The sequence below is a fragment of the Thermoleptolyngbya sichuanensis A183 genome (genome assembly GCF_013177315.1).
In the GTDB taxonomy this organism is placed as follows: domain Bacteria; phylum Cyanobacteriota; class Cyanobacteriia; order Elainellales; family Elainellaceae; genus Thermoleptolyngbya; species Thermoleptolyngbya sichuanensis.
Map to the genome: position 1 here is coordinate 1,313,844 of NZ_CP053661.1, position 22,518 is coordinate 1,336,361.

The 22,518-nt window shown below is 56.2% G+C and carries 18 protein-coding genes and 1 pseudogene; 12 read left to right on the forward strand and 7 right to left on the reverse strand.

What is annotated here, in order from left to right:
• Positions 1 to 50 precede the first annotated feature (50 nt).
• From mltG to HPC62_RS05645, 3 genes are all read left to right on the forward strand, one after another.
• Positions 51 to 1,130 carry an endolytic transglycosylase MltG gene (mltG, locus tag HPC62_RS05635; protein ID WP_172354137.1) on the forward strand — a complete coding sequence of 360 codons (1,080 nt, stop codon included), beginning with the start codon at positions 51 to 53 and terminating at the stop codon, positions 1,128 to 1,130.
• Positions 1,131 to 1,387: 257 nt separating this feature from the next.
• Entirely contained in the window at positions 1,388 to 1,909 is a 522-nt protein-coding gene (locus tag HPC62_RS05640; protein WP_172354138.1) for a YqeG family HAD IIIA-type phosphatase, read from the forward strand.
• 476 nt (positions 1,910 to 2,385) lie between these two features.
• Positions 2,386 to 3,699, forward strand: a complete 1,314-nt coding sequence (locus tag HPC62_RS05645; RefSeq protein WP_172353733.1) for an NF041680 family putative transposase — start codon at positions 2,386 to 2,388, stop codon at positions 3,697 to 3,699.
• Between the two features lie 146 nt (positions 3,700 to 3,845).
• Here HPC62_RS05645 and HPC62_RS05650 read toward each other — a convergent pair whose 3' ends face one another.
• From HPC62_RS05650 to HPC62_RS05670, 5 genes are all read right to left on the reverse strand, one after another.
• Positions 3,846 to 4,163, reverse strand: coding sequence for an NIL domain-containing protein (locus tag HPC62_RS05650; protein ID WP_172354139.1), 318 nt, complete (start codon positions 4,161 to 4,163; stop codon positions 3,846 to 3,848).
• A 92-nt stretch (positions 4,164 to 4,255) separates the two neighbouring features.
• Complete coding sequence (gene cysW, locus HPC62_RS05655) at positions 4,256 to 5,137, reverse strand: sulfate ABC transporter permease subunit CysW (protein ID WP_172354140.1); 882 nt, start codon at positions 5,135 to 5,137, stop codon at positions 4,256 to 4,258.
• The gene (gene cysT, locus HPC62_RS05660) at positions 5,127 to 5,987 is read right to left on the reverse strand and encodes a sulfate ABC transporter permease subunit CysT (RefSeq protein ID WP_172354141.1); all 861 of its coding nucleotides are present in this window, start codon (positions 5,985 to 5,987) and stop codon (positions 5,127 to 5,129) included. The genes cysW and cysT overlap by 11 nt, the downstream gene beginning before the upstream one ends.
• A gap of 181 nt (positions 5,988 to 6,168) precedes the next feature.
• Positions 6,169 to 7,260, reverse strand: coding sequence for a sulfate ABC transporter substrate-binding protein (locus tag HPC62_RS05665; RefSeq protein ID WP_172354142.1), 1,092 nt, complete (start codon positions 7,258 to 7,260; stop codon positions 6,169 to 6,171).
• 301 nt (positions 7,261 to 7,561) lie between these two features.
• Positions 7,562 to 8,743: a CobW family GTP-binding protein gene (locus HPC62_RS05670; protein WP_228721711.1), complete on the reverse strand. Its 1,182-nt coding sequence runs from the start codon at positions 8,741 to 8,743 to the stop codon at positions 7,562 to 7,564.
• Between the two features lie 287 nt (positions 8,744 to 9,030).
• Between HPC62_RS05670 and HPC62_RS05675 the strand changes: the two genes are divergently transcribed.
• Complete coding sequence (locus HPC62_RS05675; RefSeq protein WP_172358797.1) at positions 9,031 to 10,053, forward strand: AI-2E family transporter; 1,023 nt, start codon at positions 9,031 to 9,033, stop codon at positions 10,051 to 10,053.
• 14 nt (positions 10,054 to 10,067) lie between these two features.
• On the opposite strand, the gene HPC62_RS05680 is transcribed toward HPC62_RS05675, so the two are convergent.
• Together HPC62_RS05680 and pgl are read right to left on the reverse strand one after the other, a co-directional pair.
• Positions 10,068 to 11,882 (reverse strand): aspartate kinase, encoded by a 1,815-nt coding sequence (locus tag HPC62_RS05680; RefSeq protein WP_172354143.1) that lies wholly within the window; start codon positions 11,880 to 11,882, stop codon positions 10,068 to 10,070.
• 661 nt (positions 11,883 to 12,543) lie between these two features.
• Complete coding sequence (gene pgl / locus HPC62_RS05685) at positions 12,544 to 13,263, reverse strand: 6-phosphogluconolactonase (protein WP_172354144.1); 720 nt, start codon at positions 13,261 to 13,263, stop codon at positions 12,544 to 12,546.
• A gap of 559 nt (positions 13,264 to 13,822) precedes the next feature.
• Here pgl and hpsJ-B point away from each other — a divergent pair.
• The 8 genes and pseudogenes from hpsJ-B to HPC62_RS05725 all read left to right on the forward strand — a co-directional run bounded on the left by hpsJ-B (position 13,823) and on the right by HPC62_RS05725 (position 22,289).
• Positions 13,823 to 14,602, forward strand: a complete 780-nt coding sequence (gene hpsJ-B, locus HPC62_RS05690) for a hormogonium polysaccharide biosynthesis protein HpsJ (protein WP_172354145.1) — start codon at positions 13,823 to 13,825, stop codon at positions 14,600 to 14,602.
• A 23-nt stretch (positions 14,603 to 14,625) separates the two neighbouring features.
• The gene (locus HPC62_RS05695) at positions 14,626 to 15,570 is read left to right on the forward strand and encodes a glycosyltransferase family 2 protein (protein ID WP_172354146.1); all 945 of its coding nucleotides are present in this window, start codon (positions 14,626 to 14,628) and stop codon (positions 15,568 to 15,570) included.
• 320 nt (positions 15,571 to 15,890) lie between these two features.
• Positions 15,891 to 16,538, forward strand: a pseudogene (locus HPC62_RS05700) (DUF502 domain-containing protein); the annotation flags it as partial.
• 285 nt (positions 16,539 to 16,823) lie between these two features.
• Positions 16,824 to 17,477, forward strand: coding sequence for a transcription antitermination factor NusB (nusB, locus tag HPC62_RS05705; protein ID WP_172354148.1), 654 nt, complete (start codon positions 16,824 to 16,826; stop codon positions 17,475 to 17,477).
• A gap of 258 nt (positions 17,478 to 17,735) precedes the next feature.
• Positions 17,736 to 19,298, forward strand: coding sequence for a signal recognition particle-docking protein FtsY (ftsY, locus tag HPC62_RS05710; RefSeq protein WP_172354149.1), 1,563 nt, complete (start codon positions 17,736 to 17,738; stop codon positions 19,296 to 19,298).
• A gap of 88 nt (positions 19,299 to 19,386) precedes the next feature.
• Positions 19,387 to 19,968, forward strand: coding sequence for a sigma-70 family RNA polymerase sigma factor (locus HPC62_RS05715; protein ID WP_172354150.1), 582 nt, complete (start codon positions 19,387 to 19,389; stop codon positions 19,966 to 19,968).
• 759 nt (positions 19,969 to 20,727) lie between these two features.
• Positions 20,728 to 21,444 carry a cupin domain-containing protein gene (locus tag HPC62_RS05720; RefSeq protein ID WP_205370582.1) on the forward strand — a complete coding sequence of 239 codons (717 nt, stop codon included), beginning with the start codon at positions 20,728 to 20,730 and terminating at the stop codon, positions 21,442 to 21,444.
• A gap of 89 nt (positions 21,445 to 21,533) precedes the next feature.
• Complete coding sequence (locus HPC62_RS05725; RefSeq protein ID WP_172354151.1) at positions 21,534 to 22,289, forward strand: 16S rRNA (uracil(1498)-N(3))-methyltransferase; 756 nt, start codon at positions 21,534 to 21,536, stop codon at positions 22,287 to 22,289.
• The last annotated feature ends 229 nt before the right edge of the window (positions 22,290 to 22,518 follow it).

Below are 22,518 nucleotides of genomic sequence, written 5' to 3' on the forward strand. Positions count from 1 at the left end.
ATCGCCCCAACACTCTGGGTTCAGCAGCTCTGGGTTTGGAGAAAACAACAATGTCGGTCAAACAATTTTCTGGATGGTCTAAGGGGGTAATCCTGCTGGCGCTGGTGCTGGTGGCGCTGCTGCTGGGCGGCTGGCAGGGCTGGCGCTGGTGGCTGGGGGCGATCGCCCCGGCAACTCAGGCGACCCATAGTGGCAACCCTCCAGAAGACGCAGCCGTGCAGGTCGAAATTCCCGAAGGCAGCACCGCCCAGCAAATTGGCGAAACCCTAAAAGACAAAGGCATCATCCGTTCAACTGAGGCATGGAACCTGTGGACGCGCTGGCAAACGTTGCAAAACCGGCCGGGTAGCTTTCAGGCAGGAACCTACGCCCTCTCGCCCGCTGAGCCGTTGCCCGCGATTGCCGATCAGATCTGGCGGGGCGAAGTCGTGCAAAACAGCTTCACCATTCCCGAAGGCTGGACGATTCGCCAAATGGCGGAGTATTTCGAGGAGCAGGGCTACTTCCCCGCTGAGGAATTCATGGCCGCCACACAAGACATCCCACGCGATCGCTTTCCGTGGCTACCCGAAAATCTGCCCATGCTGGAGGGCTTTCTGTTTCCCGATACCTACCAGTTTGCGGGAGAGCTTACGCCTGAGTTGGCAATTGACCAAATGCTTCGCCGATTTGAGCAAGTCGCCCTGCCGATTTATGACGAAGGGCGATCGCCCTATAGCTTCATGGAATGGGTGACGCTGGCTAGCATTGTTGAAAAAGAAGCCGTCGTCCAGGACGAGCGTCCCACCATCGCCAGCGTGTTTGCGCGGCGGCTGCGCGAGGGTATTCCTCTGGCTGCGGACCCCACGGTAGAATATGGGCTGGGCATCCGGCAAACCGTTGAGCAGCCGCTGACCTACGCCCAGGTGCGCCAGCCCTCGCCCTACAACACCTACATCAACCCTGGCCTCACGCCAACGCCCATCGCCGCACCGGGTTTGGCCAGTCTGGAAGCCTCGCTGAATCCTGGCGATACGGAATATCTGTTTTTCATGGCGCGATACGACGGTACGCATATCTTTAGCCGGACGCTCGCCGAACACGAAGCCGCCAAGCGAGCAGTCGATGCGGAACTAACTCGGCAAAACTAACTTGGCAAAACTAATTCGGCAAAACTAACTCGGAAAAACTAAAGTTCCAACGTCACGGAAAATCATCCAACGGCACCAGATCTACCAGGTAGAATTTAGGCTGGGTTGTTAGCCAAGCAATCGCAATATCAATTCTCCTGAGCGGAGCGACGAGTGAAACTGCTAGAAGCTTTGCAACTGCTTGACTAGCCATCCCAAATCGCGAATCCAAAATTGAGAATCGGTATCGCGCCCCAATTCGCCCTTACGCAAAAACAATGTCCTGGGGAAAACTCTTACAACCTGACCTGGTGTTGGGCAGCAGCATCTTGGCGCTGACCCCAGCGTTATTGCAGCAATACAACCTGCGGGGGCTAGTGCTGGATGTGGACGAAACGCTGGTGCCGATTCGGGTGGCTCAAACCTCTGGAGAACTGCGCGAGTGGGTGGCGCAACTGCGTCCCACAACTGCGATCTGGCTGGTGAGCAACAATATCAGCAAATCGCGCATCAGCAGCATTGCCAACTCGCTTGATCTGCCCTACTTGCTGGGCGCAGGCAAACCCTCGCGGCGCAAACTGCGGCAGGCCGTGGAGGCAATGGGCATTCCAATTGAACAGGTGGCGATGGTGGGCGATCGCCTGTTTACCGATGTGCTAGCGGGCAATCGCCTGGGCATGTTCACCATCCTAGTGGAGCCAATGGCAGACCCCGCCGTAGAGATACGCCGCAGCCCCGTTCGCAACTTTGAAGTGTGGGTGTCGCAGGCCTTGGGGGCATCGCTCACGCCCCGGCAGTAGAACGGCGGTGTGGATTTTGGATTGGTGATTTTGGATTGCCGCCCCCTGGATTGACGATTTTGGATTGGCAAATCTAGCAGGCGGCAAATTTATTGCGAAATGTTGCGCTGTCGGGGTGATAGTGTTACATTACTTTACAGAGATTTCTGCAAAGCGATCGCACTGACGACTTCGGCTGTTCATTCAGGCAGTCTGCCAGTGACTTCGTTCTCCTAGCATCACATCTCTTTCCAACACAGCGAACCCGGCCAGCCTGCTTTAGGGCTGGCTATTTTTTGTTTTTTATGCACGTTTGACGGCTTATGTAGCAATTGTCGATGCTGCCAGTGCGATCGCCAGCAGCCCTGCAAACGCTCATCTGGCCAAAAATCGTAAATCCAAAGAAACTTTAGTTTGGACTAATGGTGAAGAGGAAGGCAGTCAATGAGAAGCACCGACTGCCGTAAGGTCAATGAAGTACAACCAACATTGACCCCATGATTTTCAACGAACTTCAGCAATTTCGCCAAACGTTGTATGCCAGCTTGGGAAACGCCAGAGATGCCCTGTTTGATCTGATGGATGCCGTGTTAGTGAGTGCGTGCATCGTGTCGTTTGTGAGGCTATCGCAGAGTCCTGTCTTTCGTCGCCAGTGGTCGAGCACCTATGAAGCGTTGCGCGATAGCCGCCTACCCCGATCAAAGGTGCTGAAGCTGTTGGTGCAGCAGATACCGACTCAGCAGCAACCGTTGTTGGCAGGTGATGCGAGTCGGTGGAACCGTCCTGCTGCCAGGCGTTTGAAAGACCGCACCTTATCAGGCAGAACAGGACATGCCCCGATAGCCGGACAAAACTACAGTACCTTAGCCTGGATTGCTGAAGACAGGGGCAGTTGGGCATTACCATTGCGGCATGAGCGCATCACCAGCTTTGAAACACCCGCCAGTAAAGCGGCATTCCAACTCAAACAAGTGACTCGGCAGTTAGCGGTGCGTCCGTTGGCGATCTACGACCGAGGGTACGGCAATGCCAGTTTTGTCAACCAAACGGCAGGGATTGAGGCAGACTTGCTGCTGCGGGTTACATCCAATCGATGTGTCTATGGCGCGCCCCCAGCGTATCGAGGGCGAGGCGCACCTGCCAAGCATGGACATAAGATGAAACTCAATGACCCTGACACTTGGAGTGTCCCGGTCGAAACCGTTGAAGTCGATGATCCCAACTGGGGACGAGTGCGGGTCAGTCGTTGGAGTGCATACCATTTCCGCAAATCCCCCAAACGGGCAATGGAAGTGTTGCGCGTGGAGGTGCTGGAGACACAGAGCAGCACGCGACGCTTGGCTCCTTTGTGGTTAGTTTGGCTGGGTGAGCAGATGCCTCCGTTAGAAACCCTGTGGTTGCACTACCTCCGTCGCTTTGCCATTGAACACTGGTATCGCTTTGCCAAGCAGAGGCTATATTGGACACATCCCCAGTTCAGTTCTGTATCGGCAACCGAACAGTGGAGCAGCCTGATGCCGTTGCTCAGTTGGCAGTTGTGGTTAGCGCGAAAGGACTGTACTGACCACCCCTTGCCCTGGCAGGCACCGCAAGAAACGTTGACTCCGGGTCGGGTCGCACAAGCGTTTGCAGGCATTTTGGCAGTGATTGGCACCCCTGCTCCTGCGCCTAAACCTCGTGGTAAATCGCCAGGACGAGGCAAGGGGCACAAGCCAACTCCTCGTCCCTGCTATCCGATGGTCAAAAAACGAGCCTCGAAACGCAAGACATCCGAACAATCCCTGAACAGTCCGGTTGCAACAGCAGCTTAACTGCGAGCAGGATTGTATCCAATTCCTTAAGTTCAACTGTTATGAACGGTTGAGCAGATTCTTTATGGCATCCTGTTGAGCATTATTGTGATGCCAGTTAGTCCAAACTAAAGAAGAAAACCCAAAATCGGCAATCCAAAATCGGATCACCAACCGTCAGGGCGATCGCCCCCCTGCCAGATTTCCAAATCTAGATCGTTCAGGTCGATCAGGGCGCTTTGAATGTTCTGGGCGGGGCCGCGCAGCTCTAGGTCAAACCAGCCGTCATCGCGGGCATTTGCCCCCAGCAGCGCCGCCAAAATATTCACCGTCAGCCCGTGCTTGGAAACTAGCCGGGAAATGACGGGTTCTTCGTGATATTGCTTGGGAATGCGGACGCGGATGCGGGTCTGGGTGGGGCGATCGCCTCCGTCGGCAAGGCTATCCCCATCAAAATGGGCGATCGAGGTCGTGGGTACAGTCATGGCTAAATCTCCTATAGTTCGATGAGGTCTGACGAGCAGCGGATTCAAAACCACAGAGCGAGACTGTTCAGCGCTATTCGGCAGCACAGGTGCTACTCCTCAACGTCTTTAATGCGCGTCTTGCGCTCCACAATTTCCTTTAACACCAGCGTGATCACGGCCAAAAACGCCAGCAAGACGGCTGCGGAATAGGCTTCAGGCGTTTTGTACTGCTTATAGGCCTCTTCCACATAGAGCGGCAGGGTTTGGGTTTTGCCGATGATATTCCCCGACACCACCGACACCGCGCCAAACTCGCCCATCGCCCGCGCATTGGTGAGGATCAAGCCATACAGCAAGCCCCAGCGGATATTAGGCAGCGTTACCCGCCAAAAGGTCTGCCAGTTGCTTGCGCCCAGGGTTTTCGCTGCCTCTTCCTGATCGGTGCCCGCTTCCTCCAGCACCGGAATCACCTCCCGCGCCACAAACGGCATCGTTACAAACATCGTCGCCAGCACCATCCCCGGTACGGCGAAGATAATCCGCAGATCGTTGGCTTGCAGCCACGGGCCAAACCAGCCGTTTCGCCCATACAGCAGCACAATCATCAGACCCGCCACCACAGGCGAGATGGCAAAGGGAATGTCGATGATGCTGAGCAGCAGCGTGCGGCCGGGAAACTGATGACGGGCGATCGCCCAGGCCGCGCAAAGTCCAAAAATTGTGTTGATGGGGAGGGCGATCGCCGCGATCAGCAGCGTCAGCTTCACCGCATTCAAAAACGGCTGCGACACTAGGTTGGAAAAGAACGGCCCCAGTCCATTGCGAAACGCCTGCACAAACACATTCAGCGCCGGAATAAACAAAATCAGCGTCAGATACAGCACCGCAATGCCGATCAGCACCCACTTCACCCACGCCCCCTGGCTGCGAGGGGCAACCCTGCGGCCCGATGAAGCGTCCGGCGTGTTAAACAGTTCCGCATCAGTCCGCATAGCGCCTCCCCCAGGCTTGCAGCAAATTGATCACCAGTAGCATCAGCAGTGAAATCAGCAGCAGCACCGTGCCAATCACCGTTGCTCCGGCATAGTCATACTGTTCTAGCCGCTGAAACACCAGCACGGGCGCAATCAAGTCCTGAAATGGCACGTTGCCCGCCACAATCACCGTCGAGCCGTATTCGCCTACTGCCCGCGAAAACCCCAGCGCCACCCCGGTCAAAATCGCTGGAATTAGCGGCGGCAGCAGCACCCGCCAGAAGGTCTGCCAGGACGACGCGCCCAAACACCAGGCCGCCTCTTCTACTTCCTTTTCCATTTCTTGCAGCACAGGCTGGAGCGTCCGCACCACAAACGGCAGCGAGATGAACACCATCGCCACAAACACGCCCAGACGTGTAAAGGCAATTTTGATGCCGAAGGGTTCAAAGAAGGAGCCGATCCAGCCGTTATTGCTATAGACCGTGGCCAGCGTCAGACCTGCCACTGAGGTCGGCAGGGCAAAAGGCAAGTCCACTGCCGCATCAATCATTCGCTTACCGGGAAATTCATAGCGCACAAACACCCAGGCAATAAGCGTGCCAAAGACGCCGTTGAGCAGGGCGGCGGCCAGGGACGTGCCAAAGGTGACGCTGTAGGTGGAAAGGGCGATATCAGTGGTAGCAATGCGCCAAAACTCTGCCGGGCCGACCGTGCTGGCGCTGAGCAGCATGGCAGTCACGGGCAAAAACAGCATGAATGATAGATAAACCCACGTGACGCGCCAGGGCCAGGACAAATGGGTGAGGCGATACCAAAAAGAGCGATCGCCCTTAACGGGTCTAGGATTTGTAGGAGAGGCAGTCATGATACAGCGTTGATTTAAGAAAAGCCGGAGATCCCAGGGGCAAACAGACGGTCAGTGGCAATTACACGGCGGGAGCAGCTTAAGCCAGTCGCGCAGCAAATGAATGTAATTAACTTTGCTAAAAGTGCCTGTATCACTCGAAAGAATCTCCGGCGCATACAGGCACCTGACAACGCTACACCTATTTGCCCAGCTTGGCCTGAATCTGGTCAAACACTGCTCCATCCGCGAAGAACTTGGCCTGAATATCGTCCCAGCCGCCAAAATCAGCTACGGTAAATAGATTATCGACTTTGCCAAACTGGTCAGCAAACTTCTCTGCAACTGCTGGATCAGATGGACGGAACCCGACCTTGGCAAACTCTTCCTGCGCCTCAGGCGTAAACAAGAACTGCGTAAAGGCTTCTGCCACTTCCCGCGTGCCGCGCTTATCGACAATGGCGTCTACAACGGTAACGGGATTGTCAATCGAAATGTTGGTTGTAGGCACTACGTAAGGCAGTTCTTCTCCCTTAATCTTGGCCAGCAGCACTTCGTTTTCGTAGTTAATCAGCACATCACCCTGGCCTTGGTTGAAGAAGATGTCGGTCGATTCGCGAGCATCCTTCGCCAAAATCGGCGTGTTTTGGAAGAGCTTGGTGGTCAACTCCAGCGCTTGCTCATCCGTACCGCCGTTCTGCGTTACGGAACCCCACGCGCCGAGGAAATTCCAGCGGGCACCGCCAGAAGTTTTGGGGTTGGCAGTCACAATTTGAATGCCGTCTTTGGCCAAGTCGCTCCAGTCCTGGATGTTTTTGGGGTTGCCTTCACGAGTCACTAGCACTGCGACCGATTTGTGAACAATAGAGTCATTGGGCAGCTCTTTTTCCCAGCCTTCGTTGATCAGACCAGCTTCTTCAATTTTCTGGATGTCGAGGGCGAGAGCGAGGGCAACCACGTCTGCTTCCAGACCGTCAATCACGGCGCGAGCTTGGGTTCCAGAGCCAGCATAGCTTTGGTTAATTACGAGATCTTGCCCCTTTTCCGCTTTCCATTTGGCGACGAATTGAGGAATGATGTTTTCGTAGGCAGCCTGGGTAACGGCGTAGCTGACCAGCGTGATCTCAACTTTTGCAGGGGCGGCGGCGGCGGGGGTGCTTTCCCCTGCGGCGGGGCTGCTGGCGGTGTCTGTGCTGCTGGGGGTGCAAGCGGCGATCGCCATGCTGAGGCTAAGTCCTGTTGCGGCTAGGGCCAGAAGTTTCTTGGGCGATCGCAGTTTAAAGTTTGCAACCATTAGGTTCTCCTTAGAAGTAATGACGGTCTTGTGAAGGGATGAATAGCGCCTTGGCAATTAATCCACGGTTCATCGCTCGGGATACTGACTTATCCTTATGAAAAGTCATCATACAACAGAATCCAAGTTTTAATCTACGGTTTTCCAGTCAAGATACGAGGTTTTTCGGAAGCCTGGAAATCTAACGGAGGCTGCCTAAAAAACACAAAACCAGCAGTTGAATGGCCGTCTGGCCGCTGCTGGTTTCGCGCTGGATTCGTCGATTTTTTGATTGGGAAATGAGTTTGCTAGAAAGTTTGGCTTACTTGCCAAAGCCGCGGCCGCGAGCAACCGTCGGCAGGCAGACACAGGCTTTGATCTGCTCTAGCAGCGTTTCGCGATCCAGACCTTGCCCAATCAGCACGATCTGGTTTTTGGGTGTGCCTTTCCACTCGCTGTCGTCGAGGGTAAAGCGCTTGCCGCTGAGGTGGAAGATATGGCGCTTGGGGCTTTCGTCAAACCAGAGGATGCCCTTGGCGCGGAAGACGTTGGCGGGCATTTGGTTGTCGAGGAAATGTTGGAACCGCTTGATGGCGAAAGGGCGATCGCTCTGGAAAGACACCGAGGTAAATCCATCAACCTCCAGATGATTGGAATGGTGGTGATGATGGTCATGATCATGATCGTGGACACAGTGGCCGTGATCATGGTCGCAAGCGGAATGGTCGTGATCATGCCCGTGATCGGAATGCGCGTGATCATGATGATCGTGATGATGCGTGTGGTCATGCGCGTGATCATGACTGGAGGCGTGGGAATGCTCGTCATTCTCCGGCTTGAAATATTGGGACGACTCGAACAGGCCCACGCTAAGGATCAGCGGCAGCGGCACCTGCGAATTGGTCGTCCGGAGAATCCGTGCGCCTTCCTTGACATCACGAATTTTAATCTCTAGTGCGTCCAAATCGGCTTCGTCCACTAGATCACATTTGTTGAGCAAGATGATATCGCCGTAGGCAATTTGGTTATGGGCGGCATCGCTGTTGAACAGATCCAGGCTGTAGTTGGCCGCGTCTACCACGGTCACAATCGAGTCGAGGCGGGTCAGGTCGCGCAGTTCTGTTCCCAAAAAGGTGAGGGCGACGGGCAGCGGGTCAGCCAGTCCAGTGGTTTCCACGACTAGATAGTCTACTTTTTCGGGGCGTTCCAGGATTTTATAAACGGCTTCTAGCAGGTCGTTGTTAATCGTGCAGCAGATGCAGCCGTTGCTCAGTTCCACCATGCTGTCGTCACCGTCGGTGGCAACAATCAGCTCGTTGTCGATGCCAATTTCGCCAAATTCGTTGACCAGCACGGCGGTTTTTAGCCCCTGCTGATTGGTCAGAATGTGGTTCAGGAGGGTGGTTTTGCCGCTACCCAAAAAGCCCGTGATGATAGTGACTGGAAGACCCTGCTTGGTGTCGTCCATGTGGGCGATCGCTTGCGGCGTGTCAACAGTTTGCATAGCGTGATGGGGAGAGGGGGAACGAGGATGGGTCAGAAATGGAGAAATGTCGCTCGAAAAATGTCGCTCGAAAGGAATATCGCTCTAACCCTAGAGCCTGCCGTATGCTGCTAGATTGAGCAGGGTCTCAGCGAGAGACAATTTCCCGTCTCACATATTCCAATTGTGGAAGCTGTTGCGCGGTGTTTTAGGGCGCATTGCAAACTATATTATTGCCGATTTCTCCACAATTCGACTGCGCCATGGATAGGGAGGGTGGGACTGCCGTGAATCGGGACGATCAGCCAATGCAGACGCTGTGGTCGCAGTTGAACAATGCTAAGCTGCTGCGCTATTTGCTGCTGCTGTTGCTGGGTTGGGCGATCGCCCAGGTGCTTGCCTATTTTTCCTCGGTAATTGTCATCTTCACCTTTGCGGCAATCCTGGCATTTTTGCTTAGCTATCCCATGCGGTGGCTCCAGCGCTGGCTGCCTCGTCCAGCGGCAGCGGTGGCCGTGTTTTTGCTGAGTCTCTTGCTGCTGGCGGGGTTTGTGTTTACGATTGGCTCGGCCATGCTGTCGCAGGGGCAGGCGCTTCTGGCTCAGGCTCCCGGCATTGCGGCAGTGCTGCTGAACTCGTTGGAGCAGGTGGAAGAGTTTTTGCAGCGGTTCAATCTCCAGGCAGATTTTTCAGCCCTGGAGAATTTGCTGCAATCCCAAACAATCGAGGCAGCGAAAACGTCCCTCATTGGGCTGCAAGTGCTGCTGCAACGATTGCTGGATTTGTTGCTGATTGGCATTGTCAGCTTTTTTATGCTGCTGGATGGCGATCGCCTCTGGCGCTGGATTGTGTGTCGGTTTCCGGCCTCGCTCCAGCCCCGCCTGACGGATGCCGTGCAGCAAAACCTGCTGGGCTTTTTTTGGGGACGGTTTTTGCTGTCGCTGTTTTTTGCGCTGTCGTGTCTGGTGATTTTTCTGCTAGTGAATGCGCCCTATGCGCTGCTGCTGGCGGCGATCGCCGGCTTTTTTGACCTGATCCCCGGCATCGGCGCAACCCTGGGCATTAGCCTCATCTGCCTCATCCTTTTGCCCCAAGGCATCTGGCTCAGCCTGCTGATCCTAGTCTGCTGCGTGCTGCTGCAACAGGTGGAGGAAAATGTGCTGATGCCCAAAATCATGCAGGGGTCGATCAATATGAACCCGGTGGTGATGTTTCTGGCACTGCTGGTGGGGGTGCGAGTGGCGGGGCTGTTGGGGCTATTTCTGGCGATTCCGGTGGCGGGCGTGCTGATCAGCCTGTTCGACGTGGAGGCTCTGCGGGCCAAGCACTAGAGAACTCTGAACAACTAAGCAGGCACTTCCACGCGCTCTGTACCCGCCAGTCCGAAGGCCGCGTGAACGGCTTGCAGAGCGCGGATGCCATCTTCTTCTGGCACTACGCAGCTAATCTTGATCTCCGATGTGGCGATCATCTGGATGTTGATCTGCTCCTGAGCCAGTGCCTCAAACATGCGAGCCGCGATGCCGGGGCGGCCGACCATGCCCATACCAACGATGCTAACTTTGGCGATCGCCTGATTCACCACTATCTCCCCACAGCCCAAGTCGGGGGCGGCTGCTTCTAGGGCCGCTTTGGCTGCATCTACGTCGCCCTTCGCCACAGTAAAGGCGATATCCCGCGTCACCATGCCGTTGACCAGGCGGCAGCGCTGGGACTGAATGATCATATCTACGCTGATGTTGTGATCGGCCAGCAGGCGAAACAGACGAGCGGCCATGCCGGGGCGATCGGGCACATGGCGGATGGCAAGCTGGGCCTGGTTGCGGTCGAGGGCGGCCCCGCGCACGGGCGGCGCATCGGCATAGGCGAGGGATTTTTGGGCCTGGTTGACGGGCGAAGAGGTGACCTCGAAGGCGCTGCACAGGGCGGCCAGAGCGCGATCGCAGTCTTCGGCACGAATGGCGCAGCTCACCTGCACCTCGGAGGTGGAAATCATTTCAATATTCACACCCGCCGTCGCCAGCGTTTCAAACATCTGTGCTGCCACGCCGGGGCGACCGATCATGCCTGCGCCAGAGATGCTGACCTTGGCCATGTCCCGTTCCACCATCACTTCTGCTTCGCCGGAGGTGGGCGATGGGTCGTAGCGCAGGGCCGGGGCGATCGCCGCTGCAACGGCCTCTGCCCGATTTAGCGAGTTGCGGGTGACGGTGAAGGCAATGTCGTTGCTGTTGCCCTCGTGGATGGACTGGATAATCAAGTCTACATCCAGCGCTTGGGAGGCGATTTCGCCAAACAAACGAGCAGCAATGCCGGGGCGATCGGGCACGCGCAAGAGGGCGACCTTGGCCTGATCCGTGTCAAACTCGACCGCATCAACGGGATGGGCGATTTCTAACCCATCGAGCGATCGCGGCTGGGGCAGAGGCGACATCACGCGAGTACCCGGATCATCCGTCCAGCTAGAGCGCACCACCAGCATCACGCCGTAGTTGCGAGCAATCTCCACCGAGCGGGGATGCAGCACCTTTGCGCCCAGGCTGGCCAGTTCCAGCATTTCGTCGCTGGTGATTTCGTCCATTAACTGGGCATCGGGTACAAGCCGTGGGTCAGCAGTCAAAATCCCTGGCACGTCGGTATAAATTTCACAGGCATCGGCCCGCAGCGCTGCCGCTAGGGCCACGGCCGAAGTGTCGGAGCCGCCGCGCCCCAGCGTGGTGATTTCCAAATCTACCGAATCAGTGATGCCCTGAAAACCCGCTACGACGACGACCTCGCCCTTTTGCAAATGCCGCTCTAGGCGATCGGTTTCGATTCGCAAAATGCGGGCGCGGGAGTGAATCGACTCGGTAACGATGCCGACCTGTGCGCCTGTGAGGGAGATGGCAGGTTGGCCGAGTTCCTGAAGCGCCATGCTCAGGAGGGCGATGGATACTTGTTCACCTGTGGATAGCAGCATGTCCATTTCGCGGCGGTTGGGGTTGCTGGAGATTTCCGATGCCAGCTTGACCAGTCCGTCGGTGGTTTTGCCCATTGCAGACACCACTACTGCGACCGAGTTCCCCGCTTGGACAGTCTGCATGACGCGCTGGGCGACTGCCTGAATCCGCTCAACCGTGCCGACCGATGTCCCGCCGTATTTCTGAACAATTAACGCCATAGCCCTCGCTGCACCGCCCGCTTCGTGATCTCCGGCGCGGATGAAGCTGATCGTCCAGAAATCACAAATGGCGCAAAATCATTTACCCCATCAAGGTATCAGACCAGAGGGACAACGGGTAAGGGGAAACTGGGATTGAGGGGCGGGCTTGTTATCAAACTTTGGAATTTCTCTCAGGAATAGCGCTGGTTTTGCGGGGGTTCTGAGTTCCGAGCCAACAGCCTTGGGGGATTAGGCTGGTTTTGCGGGGTTCTGAGTTCCGAGCTAACAGCCTTGGGGGATTAGGCTGGTTTTGCGGGGGTTCTGAGTTCCGAGCCAACAGCCTTGGGGGATATCTCCCAAACCCCCTTTTGCAGGGGACGAAGCGTCCCCCACACCCCCTCCTAAGGACGTTTTGGTGAGTCCGAAGGCCGCTTCGCATGGCATGGGCTTCAGTTGGCGATTGCGTTGAGCGACGGTGCGGAAAGATCCTCTTGGCGCTGCTAGTTAACGCTATGTACAACTTTGCCGATCCCCCTTCACCTTTTTTGGTATGCCGAGAGCGTTGAGCTCTCTCCCAGTCTGGTAGAGGGACTTCAAGCCTCTCCTCCTCCCCTTCTACCAGTTCGGGAGAAGGGGTTGGGGGATGGGGGCAGATTGTAAAGTTACACATCCCGTCTAGTTAGGGAACGGGAATGCTGGCAGCTTGGTCGAGGAGCCACCAGAGTTCGCCTGCGGGCTGAATCAGGCGGGCGGGGTAGGTGTCTGCATCGCCTTCGGGGGCGAAGATTTGGGTCAGGGCGGGGCGCTTGTTGGCTCCGGCGACGAGGAAGATGACGCAGCGAGCGTGGTTGATCAGCGGCGCGGTGAAGGTGATGCGGGGCTGGTCGTCTTTGTTGCCGACGGTGATCAGGCGATCGCCCACGGTCAGCGCCTTCGTGTGGGGAAATAGGGAGGCGGTGTGCCCATCGTCGCCAATGCCCAGCAGCACCACGTCCAGCGATGGAAAGTCCCCAGGTGCAAGCTGAAAGACCTGCTGCAAATGCTGCTCATACAAATCAGCCGCAACTGTCGGGTCGGCAGGGGTCGTGTCCATTGGATGGATATTGGCAGCGGGAATAGGCACATGGTCGAGCCACGCGCGGCGGGCCATGCCTTCGTTGCTGTCGGGATGATCGGGCGGGACGTAGCGCTCGTCACCCCAAAAGACCTGGATTTTGTCCCAGGGAAGGGGCTGCTGGGCGATCGCCTCGTATAGCGGCTTGGGCGTGCTGCCTCCCGACAGCGCAATCGAGAAGGTTCCCCGCTGGGCGATCGCCGCTTCGGCCCGCTCCAAAATTAGCGCCAGCGCCCGATTCACAATGCCTGCCACATCCGGCAATACTTCAACCTGTCGAGTCATGCGTTCCCTCGCTTACACCACAATGTCACCACTCCGACAAGCGTATCGGTACAAGCTGAAAAGCACGATAGAACCGCTATTTTTTTTAGACTTGCATCCTGTTTGGTGTTTAATTGACCGATGGGCACCTGTGCAAAAGCATCTCATTTTTCCCAAGGCTTCGCTTTCCCAAGCTTTGACAAAGCTCGCTCCTCAAGCGCGATCGCGCTCGTCCAACGCCGTCTCTGTAAATAACTGCAAATAACTGCCGTTTCCAACGGGTCGCTGTCTCTGAGCAACGCAATCAACCTTGTCTCTGAAAGTCGCTGAATATCGCTATCCCTAAAGATTCCGAGAATGACCAGTCTGAGAATGGCAAACGCGAAATTGCAACGGCTGATTTACCTGTGTCTTGTATGAACCGACCTGTATGAACCGACCCGTAAAATTCACCTGTGAGACTCACCTGTAAAACCGACCAATGAAACCGACCTGTGAACCCTCACGATAGGCTGATGCGGGCAGGTTGGTTTTTGTTCACCCCTAATCTTGTGAATCCCAACAAATCGAAATTACCGTTATGACATCGATTAAACCTGCTGGCCGCATTACTGCTCCACTGGCTTCCCGCATTCTGAAAACAGTCGGAATCATCATCACGCTCTCTGCGCTGATTGACTTCTTTATTCTGCCGATTCCCTATCGACTGCTCGATCGCCAATGGCAGCTTGCCTTTACGACCCAGTTTGTCGATCGGGGCATCGTGCCGTTGGTGGGGCTGGCGCTGCTGTTTGCAGGGTACTGGATTGACCATGCCACCGGGGCGATCGAGGAGCGACGATCAGGGCGGAATCGGGATCTGCGATTTTGGGCGCTGCTGTTGGCCAGCCTGCTGGGGCTGATCTATGTGCTGCTGTTCCCGCTGCATCTCAACAATCTGCGGCTCAACAATGCAGCCGCCCAAGAGCAGATCAACCAGGAAGCCGAGCAGGCCGAAGGACGACTCGATCAAAGTCTGGCGACGGCATTACAGCAGCAGCGGGCCCAGATTGCTCAACTGCTCAATGCTAGCGACGAGCAAATCAATCAGGCGGTGCAGGCAAACCAGATCAACCAGGAGCAGGCAAATCAAATTCGGGAGTTTAAGCAAAATCCAGAGCGGCTGGAGCCGTTTTTGCAGGAGCGGGTGCAGGAACTCCGCTCGCGGGGACAGACTGAAATCCGCACTCGCAAGGAAGATGCCCAGGCGACGGCTCGCACCGAATCCATCAAGTCGGGTCTGCGAATTGGGCTGGGTAGTTTGGTGCTGGCAGTAGGCTACATCATTATTGGCTGGACAGGGCTAAAATCGCTGGATTAGCGGTTTGGCAGCAAAGCGTCTCGATGTTTTCGATTTATATCCTCACCTACAACGAAGAGATCGACATCGCGGACTGCCTGGAGTCGGCGCTGCTGTCGGACGACGTGGTGGTGGTGGATTCCTGTAGTGGCGATCGCACGCTGGAAATCGCCGCCCAGTTTGCCGAGCGCCATCCGGTTCGGATTGTCCAGCACGCCTTCGAGAGCCACGGCAAGCAGCGCACCTGGATGCTGGAGTCCATTCCGCCCAAGCACCCCTGGATTTATATCCTAGAGGCGGACGAGCGGATGACTCCGGCGCTGTTTCAAGAGTGCTGCCGTGTGATCCAGTCTGAGGAGCGGGTGGGCTACTATGTCGCCGAGCGGGTGATGTTTATGAACCGCTGGATTCGTCGCAGCACGCAGTATCCCCGCTATCAGCTCCGGCTGCTGCGCCACGGCAAGGTCTGGTTTGAGGACTACGGTCACGCCGAGCGTGAGGTCTGCAACGGGCCCACCGGCTTTTTGCAGGAAACCTATCCGCATTACACTTGTAGCAAGGGTTTTAGCCGCTGGATCGACAAGCACAATCGCTATTCCTCCGATGAAGCGGCGGAAACCCTGCGGCAGTTACAGCAGGGAACCGTGAACTGGCGATCGCTCTTTTGGGGAGCTTCGGAGGTGGAGCGTCGCCGCGCCCTAAAAGACCTATCCCACCGCCTGCCCGGTCGGCCGCTGCTGCGGTTTCTCTACATGTACTTTGGGCTAGGGGGATGGCGGGATGGCGGGCCGGGGTTTACCTGGTGCGTTCTGCAAGCCTTTTACGAATACCTGATTTTGCTCAAGGTCTGGGAGTTGCAGCAGGCGACGACCCACCCGCAGGTTGCCTCTCCACCAGTAGAGTCGGGATTCGCCAAATCTGGCCTGGATACGACCGTGCAACAGGCAGAGGCCGCTGAGTCGGGCGATCGCCCTTCGCCAACCGCATAAGCTGAAAACATTCTCAAAAGCATCTCCTGAGAAGCGGAGAATGTATCCCCGAAACTTGAAATAATTCTTTACAAACCGTACAAATAAAGTAACGTGCTAGCTGAGAACGGCAGTCCTCGCATAACAGGCTTCTCTAAAGCAGCACTGATAACCCTGCCTTAACCTGCTAGATTGTAGATTCAGATACTTTTTTACAAACGCTTTTTACGGCCGCTTCCTACAACTGCTTTTCACAGCCGCTTTTTCACTCGCTTTGTTCACCTTCGGCTTATCTATCTCGGTTTGTTTATCCTCGGCTTGTTTATTAGGGAGATACTGGGTTGTCCGTTCTTCAACGCTTCAAGCAGGATTTGAAAAACGACCTGATCGCAGGTCTGCTGGTGGTGATTCCGCTGGCTACGACGATCTGGCTGTCGTTTACGATCGCAAGCTGGGCGATCGCCTTTTTGACGCGCATCCCCAAGCAGATCAACCCGTTTAACGATTTTCCGCCGATTTTGGGTGATTTTCTCAACCTGGTAGTTGGCTTCACCGTGCCGCTGGCGCTAATCCTGCTCATTGGGCTGATGGCTCGCAACATCGCCGGACGCTGGCTGCTGGATGTGGGAGAGCGTCTGCTGCAAGCCATTCCGCTGGCAGGATCGGTCTACAAAACCCTGAAGCAACTGCTGGAAACGCTGCTGCGCGACACAAACGACCGTTTTCGGCGAGTCGTGCTGGTGGAATATCCCCGACGCGGCGTGTGGGCGATCGCCTTCGTCACCAGTGCATTCACCGCCGATATCGCCGGCCCCTTGTCGGGCAAGATGCTGAGCCTGTTTATTCCCACTACCCCCAACCCCACGACGGGCTGGTATGCCGTCGTACCCGAAACCGAAGTCATCAACCTGGCAATGTCGGTAGAAGATGCGTTTAAGGTGGTTGTCTCTGGCGGCATTGTCGGCCCCAACCTGGCCAGTGCGCTGCCCGCAGGCGGACTGCCGCCCGGAAACCCGCCTGCGGGAACCCTTGCGACGGGCGGGCTGAACCCTGCTAACGTAGGAACGAGCAGCTATGGCGATCGCCCTGCGACGGCCAAGGACACCCGTCCCCTCGATCTGGTTTTGGATGAACCACTGATGGAGTCGCCGTTTGAAAACGCCTCCCCCGAAGCCAAGCGTCAGTCCGTGCCGCTGCCATCTGACCCAGTTTGAGCGTTTCCGCCAGCCTGCCCTCTGTTTCCACTTGAATTTTTTAAGGATTGAGAACCCGACATGCAAGCTCGACGCATTGCGCGAGAACTGGCGTTGCTGAGCGTGAGCCAGCTTCCATCCAAGCCCGAAAAACTGGAGGCTCAACAGCTTCAGTCCGTCGCCCTAGCCGCCGTGCGGACGCTGACGGGCGAAGCTCACGACATGCTGGAAACCGCCGCCGCCGAGGTGGAGCGGGGGAGCGATCGCCTATTGGCCAGTGAAACCAAAGCCCAGGATCTCGACAGCGCCCGCGTTATGGTGAAAGAAGCGCTGGAACTGGCTCAAGCAGCCATCAACCGGATTGGCACCGCCGTCGAACTGCCGGAAATACTGCAACTCGCCAATCATCAGGAAGTGCGCGACTACACTCTGGCGCTGCTGCAAACCGTCAGCATCCGCCGCGCCGAAATCGATCAGATTATTTCCGCCGCAATGGTAGACTGGCAGCTTCATCGGCTTCCCCAGATCGACCGCGATATTCTGCGGCTGGCTGTGGCGGAGTTTCAATACATGGGCATTCCTGACAAAGTGGCGATTAACGAAGCCGTTGAGCTAGCCAAACGCTATAGCGACGACGATGGGCATCGCTTTATCAACGGCGTGCTGCGGCGGGTGGTCGAGAAGCCCGAAGACAGGCCCGAAGACAGGCCCGAAGATAAGCTCGAAAAAGCCTGAAGACCCCTTAGATGACCCGCAGCCCAAGCGTTCTAATTCTAAACCAAGGCTTTATCAGACTTTCCCCGGCCGCCGTTCCGATGGGCCGCACTTCCAGCCTTGCCCTGTTCCGGGTTGGCGGAAATCTCTTCACTAGGAAAAACGCAAGCACTATAAGCTAGCTTATAGATGAAGCGGAAATCTGGATGCAGCGGCTCCAGGCGCTCTTGGGCGTTTGCTCCTGATCCAGAGCAATGTCCCTAACCCCTGACCCTCCCTATGTCGTCGTTTAATTGGTTCAACCGTCAATACGAAAACCAGCCCGCTGAGGCAGAGCCAGATCCACAGAAAGGCGCTGCCCCAGCGCCAAAGTCGAAAGCGCCTGCCGATGCTGCTGCGGGTGAAGCGGCGATCGCCCAAGACTATCTCGCCTGGGCAAAGTCTGCCTACAAAAATATTCAAAAGCGCCAGCAGGAAACCGCTGAGTCCACCACGCCCGAAACCGTTACAGAACTCGCTACGACGGACGAAGCCGCGTCAGGGGCGATCGCCGATTCATCTGCGGCTGAAAAAACCGCATCGAACCCCTCTGAAGCAGTAGCGCCCAGCGAACTATCAACGGCTGCCGCGCCAGAAACCGCGCCAGAAACTGCACCAGAAACTGCGCCAGAGACGGCTGCGGCTCCGCTCCCCTTTTGGGCCCAGGCCGAGGCCGAGCGGCAGGCCCGCCTGGAGCAACTCAAAGCAGAAGCGGCCCAAGAAGCAGCAGCGGAAGCTGAAAAACTGGCTACTGAATCAGCCAGCCCAACGGACTCCGCCCCAGAACCGGATCTTCCCCTGGATGAGAGCTTCCTTTGGTCGGCGCAGGTGCTAGCCTCCCAGGGCCGCCGGGCCGACCAAGTAGATCTGGAGGAAATTACCTGGCTCAAGCGCCTGCGCCAGGGACTCGACAAGACGCGACGCAGCCTGGTGAACCAACTGCGGGCGATCGTCGGTCAGGGGCCGCTCAACCAAGATGCGGTGATGGAGATCGAGTCGCTGCTGCTCCAGGCAGACGTGGGCGTGGAGGCGACGGATCGGATCATCGAGCGCTTGCAGGACAAACTGCGCCAGGAATCTCTGCCCCCCGAAGCGGCGATCGCCTATCTTAAAGAAATCCTGCGAGACATGCTCGACAACCCCGGCGGCAAGCCTGTTAGTCCCACCTTTGCTCCCGAAAAGGACACCCTCAACATCTGGCTGATGACGGGGGTTAATGGCGCGGGCAAAACCACGACCATCGGTAAAATTGCCCACATCGCCCAAAAATCGGGCTACAAAACCCTGATTGGCGCAGCCGACACCTTCCGAGCCGCTGCCGTGCAGCAGGTGAAAGTGTGGGGCGATCGCAGCAACGTAGAAGTCATCGCCAACCCTGGCAAAAACACCGACCCCGCCGCCGTCGTATTCGACGCAATCACAGCGGCCCAGGCGCGGGGAACCGAACTGCTGCTCATCGACACGGCAGGCCGGCTGCAAAACAAGAAAAACCTAATGGATGAACTCGCCAAAGTTCGCCGCATCATCGACAAAAAAGCACCAGATGCCCGTATCGAGTCGCTGCTGGTGTTAGACTCCACTCTGGGGCAAAATGGCTTGCGCCAAGCTGAGGTGTTCTCCGAAGCCGCCCAGCTAAGCGGAGTTGTGCTAACCAAGCTAGATGGCACAGCCAAAGGCGGCATCGCGCTGGCCGTCGTGCAGCAGTTGGGGTTGCCCATCCGCTTCATCGGCGCAGGGGAAGGAATTGAAGATTTGCGCCCCTTCTCTAGCTATGAGTTTGTGGAAGCGCTGTTGAGCGGCTAGGCTGGACTGTATGCTCTGGACGGTATGCTTTGGCCTCATGCTTTAGCCTCGGCTATGGGCTAGTCTAATCTCCCCCCAATCCTGACTCATGCCCCCTCAACCCTCAACCTCCGAGGAAGCGCACCTGCTGGCCCGCATCGCCCAGCAGGATCAATCTGCCCTATCCCTCCTGTACGACCGCTATGCGCGAGTGCTGTATTCCCTGGCATTTCGGATTTTGGGGTCGGTCGAAGAGGCAGAAGAAATTGTGCTGGACGTGTTTAGCCAGGTGTGGAAGCTGGCAGGGCGCTATGATCCCCAGCGTGGACGGGTAGACGCATGGCTATTCATGCTCACCCGCAGCCGCTCGCTCGACCGACTGCGATCGCTCCAGCGCGTCAGCAAAGCTGTCGAGTCTTCTACCGAAGCCGCAAAAACAGTCCCCCAAGCACAGATCTCAGATCCGACAGAAGACGTATTAATAAATGAACGGCGCGATCGCCTGTTGGCAGCAATGCAGCGACTGCCCGTAGAACAGCGCGAGGTGCTTGAGCTAGCTTACTACGAAGGATTGACCCATGTAGAAATCGCAACCAAGACCGGAAAATCTCTGGGAACGGTGAAAACGCGCATCCGTCTGGGTTTGAACAAACTCCGACAGGTGCTTGATGCACTCGACTTGTTAGATTGAGGACTTGTTAGAGTAAGGAGTCTTTTGGGCCCCCCGAAACTCGGAAGAACGCTGAAAAGATTGGACGCTGCATACATTAGAGCTAATTTATGAAGCAAATCTTAAGAAGCCTGAAACTCTTGGCATGTGTGGCTTTGAGGTCATGCTTGCCCAGGAAAAGCGGTTTCTCGGAAATCCTTGATTAACAAGGCTTTCAGGCTCCTTTACAAATTAGCTCTAAGGAGCCTTTTGGTCCCCCCGAAACTCGGAAGAACGCTGAAAAGATTGGACGCTGCATACATTAGATAGATGCTGCATACACTTACACTTGCATACACTATAGAGTGCGGATGCAACACAAGTAGATAGAAACACAGAATCCAAAAAGCAGAACCCAAAAATATGATGATGCAACTATCGTGCAGCTATTTCACAGCCATAGCGCAACGGCAATGCTGCTGAACGGTGCTATTAGCCCAACACGGCTTGCACTAGTCAACAGGGTCGCAGCATAGCAGCATAGCCGTCCTACGTTGTGAGGTGGTATTCCGGCCCGACATGGCTTGCACCTGCAACAAGCGGCGACAGATGCATCATAGCCAGCAGCGCAGCTATAGGCATCAGCACGAAGCATAGACGCAGAGCATAGATGCAAAGCGCAGAGATCCAAAGATATTGAGATGTATTGAGATAAACATGGGTCAGTATAGAAAAACGCTTGGTCAATCGTTTAGCACCGTCAGAACGCTTACCAAATCCACAAGCTAGGATGAAGAAATAATGACAGCAGTAACTATGGATCACGCCCCCTGCTTGTGTGACTTGGCTGCACTGTACGCCCTTGGGCTGCTAGACGATGCAGGGCTTCAGCAGATTAACGACTATCTAGAGGAATGTCCAGAATTGGCCACTGAAATGGCCGAACTGGAAGAAACCGTGGCTATGCTGCCCTATAGTTTGGAGTTGGTGTCGCCTGCTGCCGATCTGAAGGATCGACTGTTTCAGCGGATTTATCAAGACACGGTTCAGCCCGCTGGCTCAGTCCCGTCCGAATCCGCCTCTCCGCCGGTCGCAGAACCGCTCGCCTCCTTTTCATTCCGCCAGGTACGCGAGGCTGTTGCTGCCGCACGGGTATTGATGCGCCAGTTTTCTAGCGGCAACCGACTGACCGTGCGCGGTCGCGACCTTGACTGGCAGCCCTATCGGGTTCCTGGTGTTTCCGTCGCTCCGCTCTACGTAGATCTGGCAAAGCGAGAAGTAACCGCGCTGCTCAAGGCGGAGCCGGGTGCAGTCTATCCGATTCATCGTCATGCGGCTCCCGAAGAGATTTACATGCTCGATGGTGATCTGAGAATTGACGGTGAGGTGTATGGCGCAGGGGACTACATTCGCTCTCGCCAGGGAACGGTGCATGAGCCATCTGAAACGGTGGGCGGCTGCATGTTCTTGGTGCGAACTTCGCTAGACGATGAGTATTTTCAGCTTCAAGCGCACTAGGTGATTAATTAGGTGATTAATATTCAAGCACGGTTAATATTCGAGCACGAGCGCTAATCCTGCTAACCCCAACTCCTGCTGCATCCTCTGTGTCCCAGTTTCAGCGGCTTACCATTGCGCCTGACCAGATCAGTGGGTCGTATATCCGACTGACACCAGAGCAGCAGCACTACTTGTGGCGAGTGTTGCGGCTTCAGGCGGGCGATCGCCTATTGGCAATGGATGGTCTGGGGCAGTGCTGGCTGGTTGCCGTCGAGCCGCCCGACCAGATGCAAATTCTAGAGGAACAGATCCCAATTGCACCCACAGAACTGCCGCGCCCTGTTGTGCTGCTGATTGCCATGCCCAAGGGGCAGGGCATGGACGACATTGTTCGCCAGGCAACGGAACTGGGCGCAGCGCAGATTATGCCGATTTTGAGCGATCGCACGCTACTCAACCCCAGTCCCCAAAAGCTCGATCGCTGGCGGCGCATTGCCCAAGAGGCTGCGGAACAATCCGAACGGCAGTTCGTGCCCACGATCGGTGAGCCCCAGTCCTGGAGCGACGCGCTCACGGTCTGGAATGCGGAGACTTGCGATGCTTATCTGTGCGAGGCGCGGGGCGATCGCCCTCATCTGCTCCAAAAACTCTTGCCAACTCGTGGAGCCTCCCCATCGACCAAACCAGTGGCAATCGCCATTGGCCCCGAAGGCGGCTGGACCGATGCCGAAATCGACGGGGCGATCGCCGCAGGCTATCGAGTTGTCTCGCTGGGGCGGCGCGTGCTGCGAGCCATCACCGCACCTGCGGCCGCGCTGTCAATCCTTGCAGCCGCCTTGGAGCAAGACATGCCTTCCAGCTAATTTTATTGGCAAGTTGATACAAGTAGAACTTACGCATCTGCGTGATTGCTCAGGAGGTGTGCCCGCTAGAACCCCAAAAACTTGCTACAAGACCAAATTTCAAATCCAAATCCAAAAAGCTGCCGTTGAACCCTTCAACAGCAGCTCTCAAGCTAGCCAAATTTCAATCTAGCCAAGAACCTAAATCTAGCCAAAAAATCAGCCAAGACCAAAGGCAAAAGGGGAACTA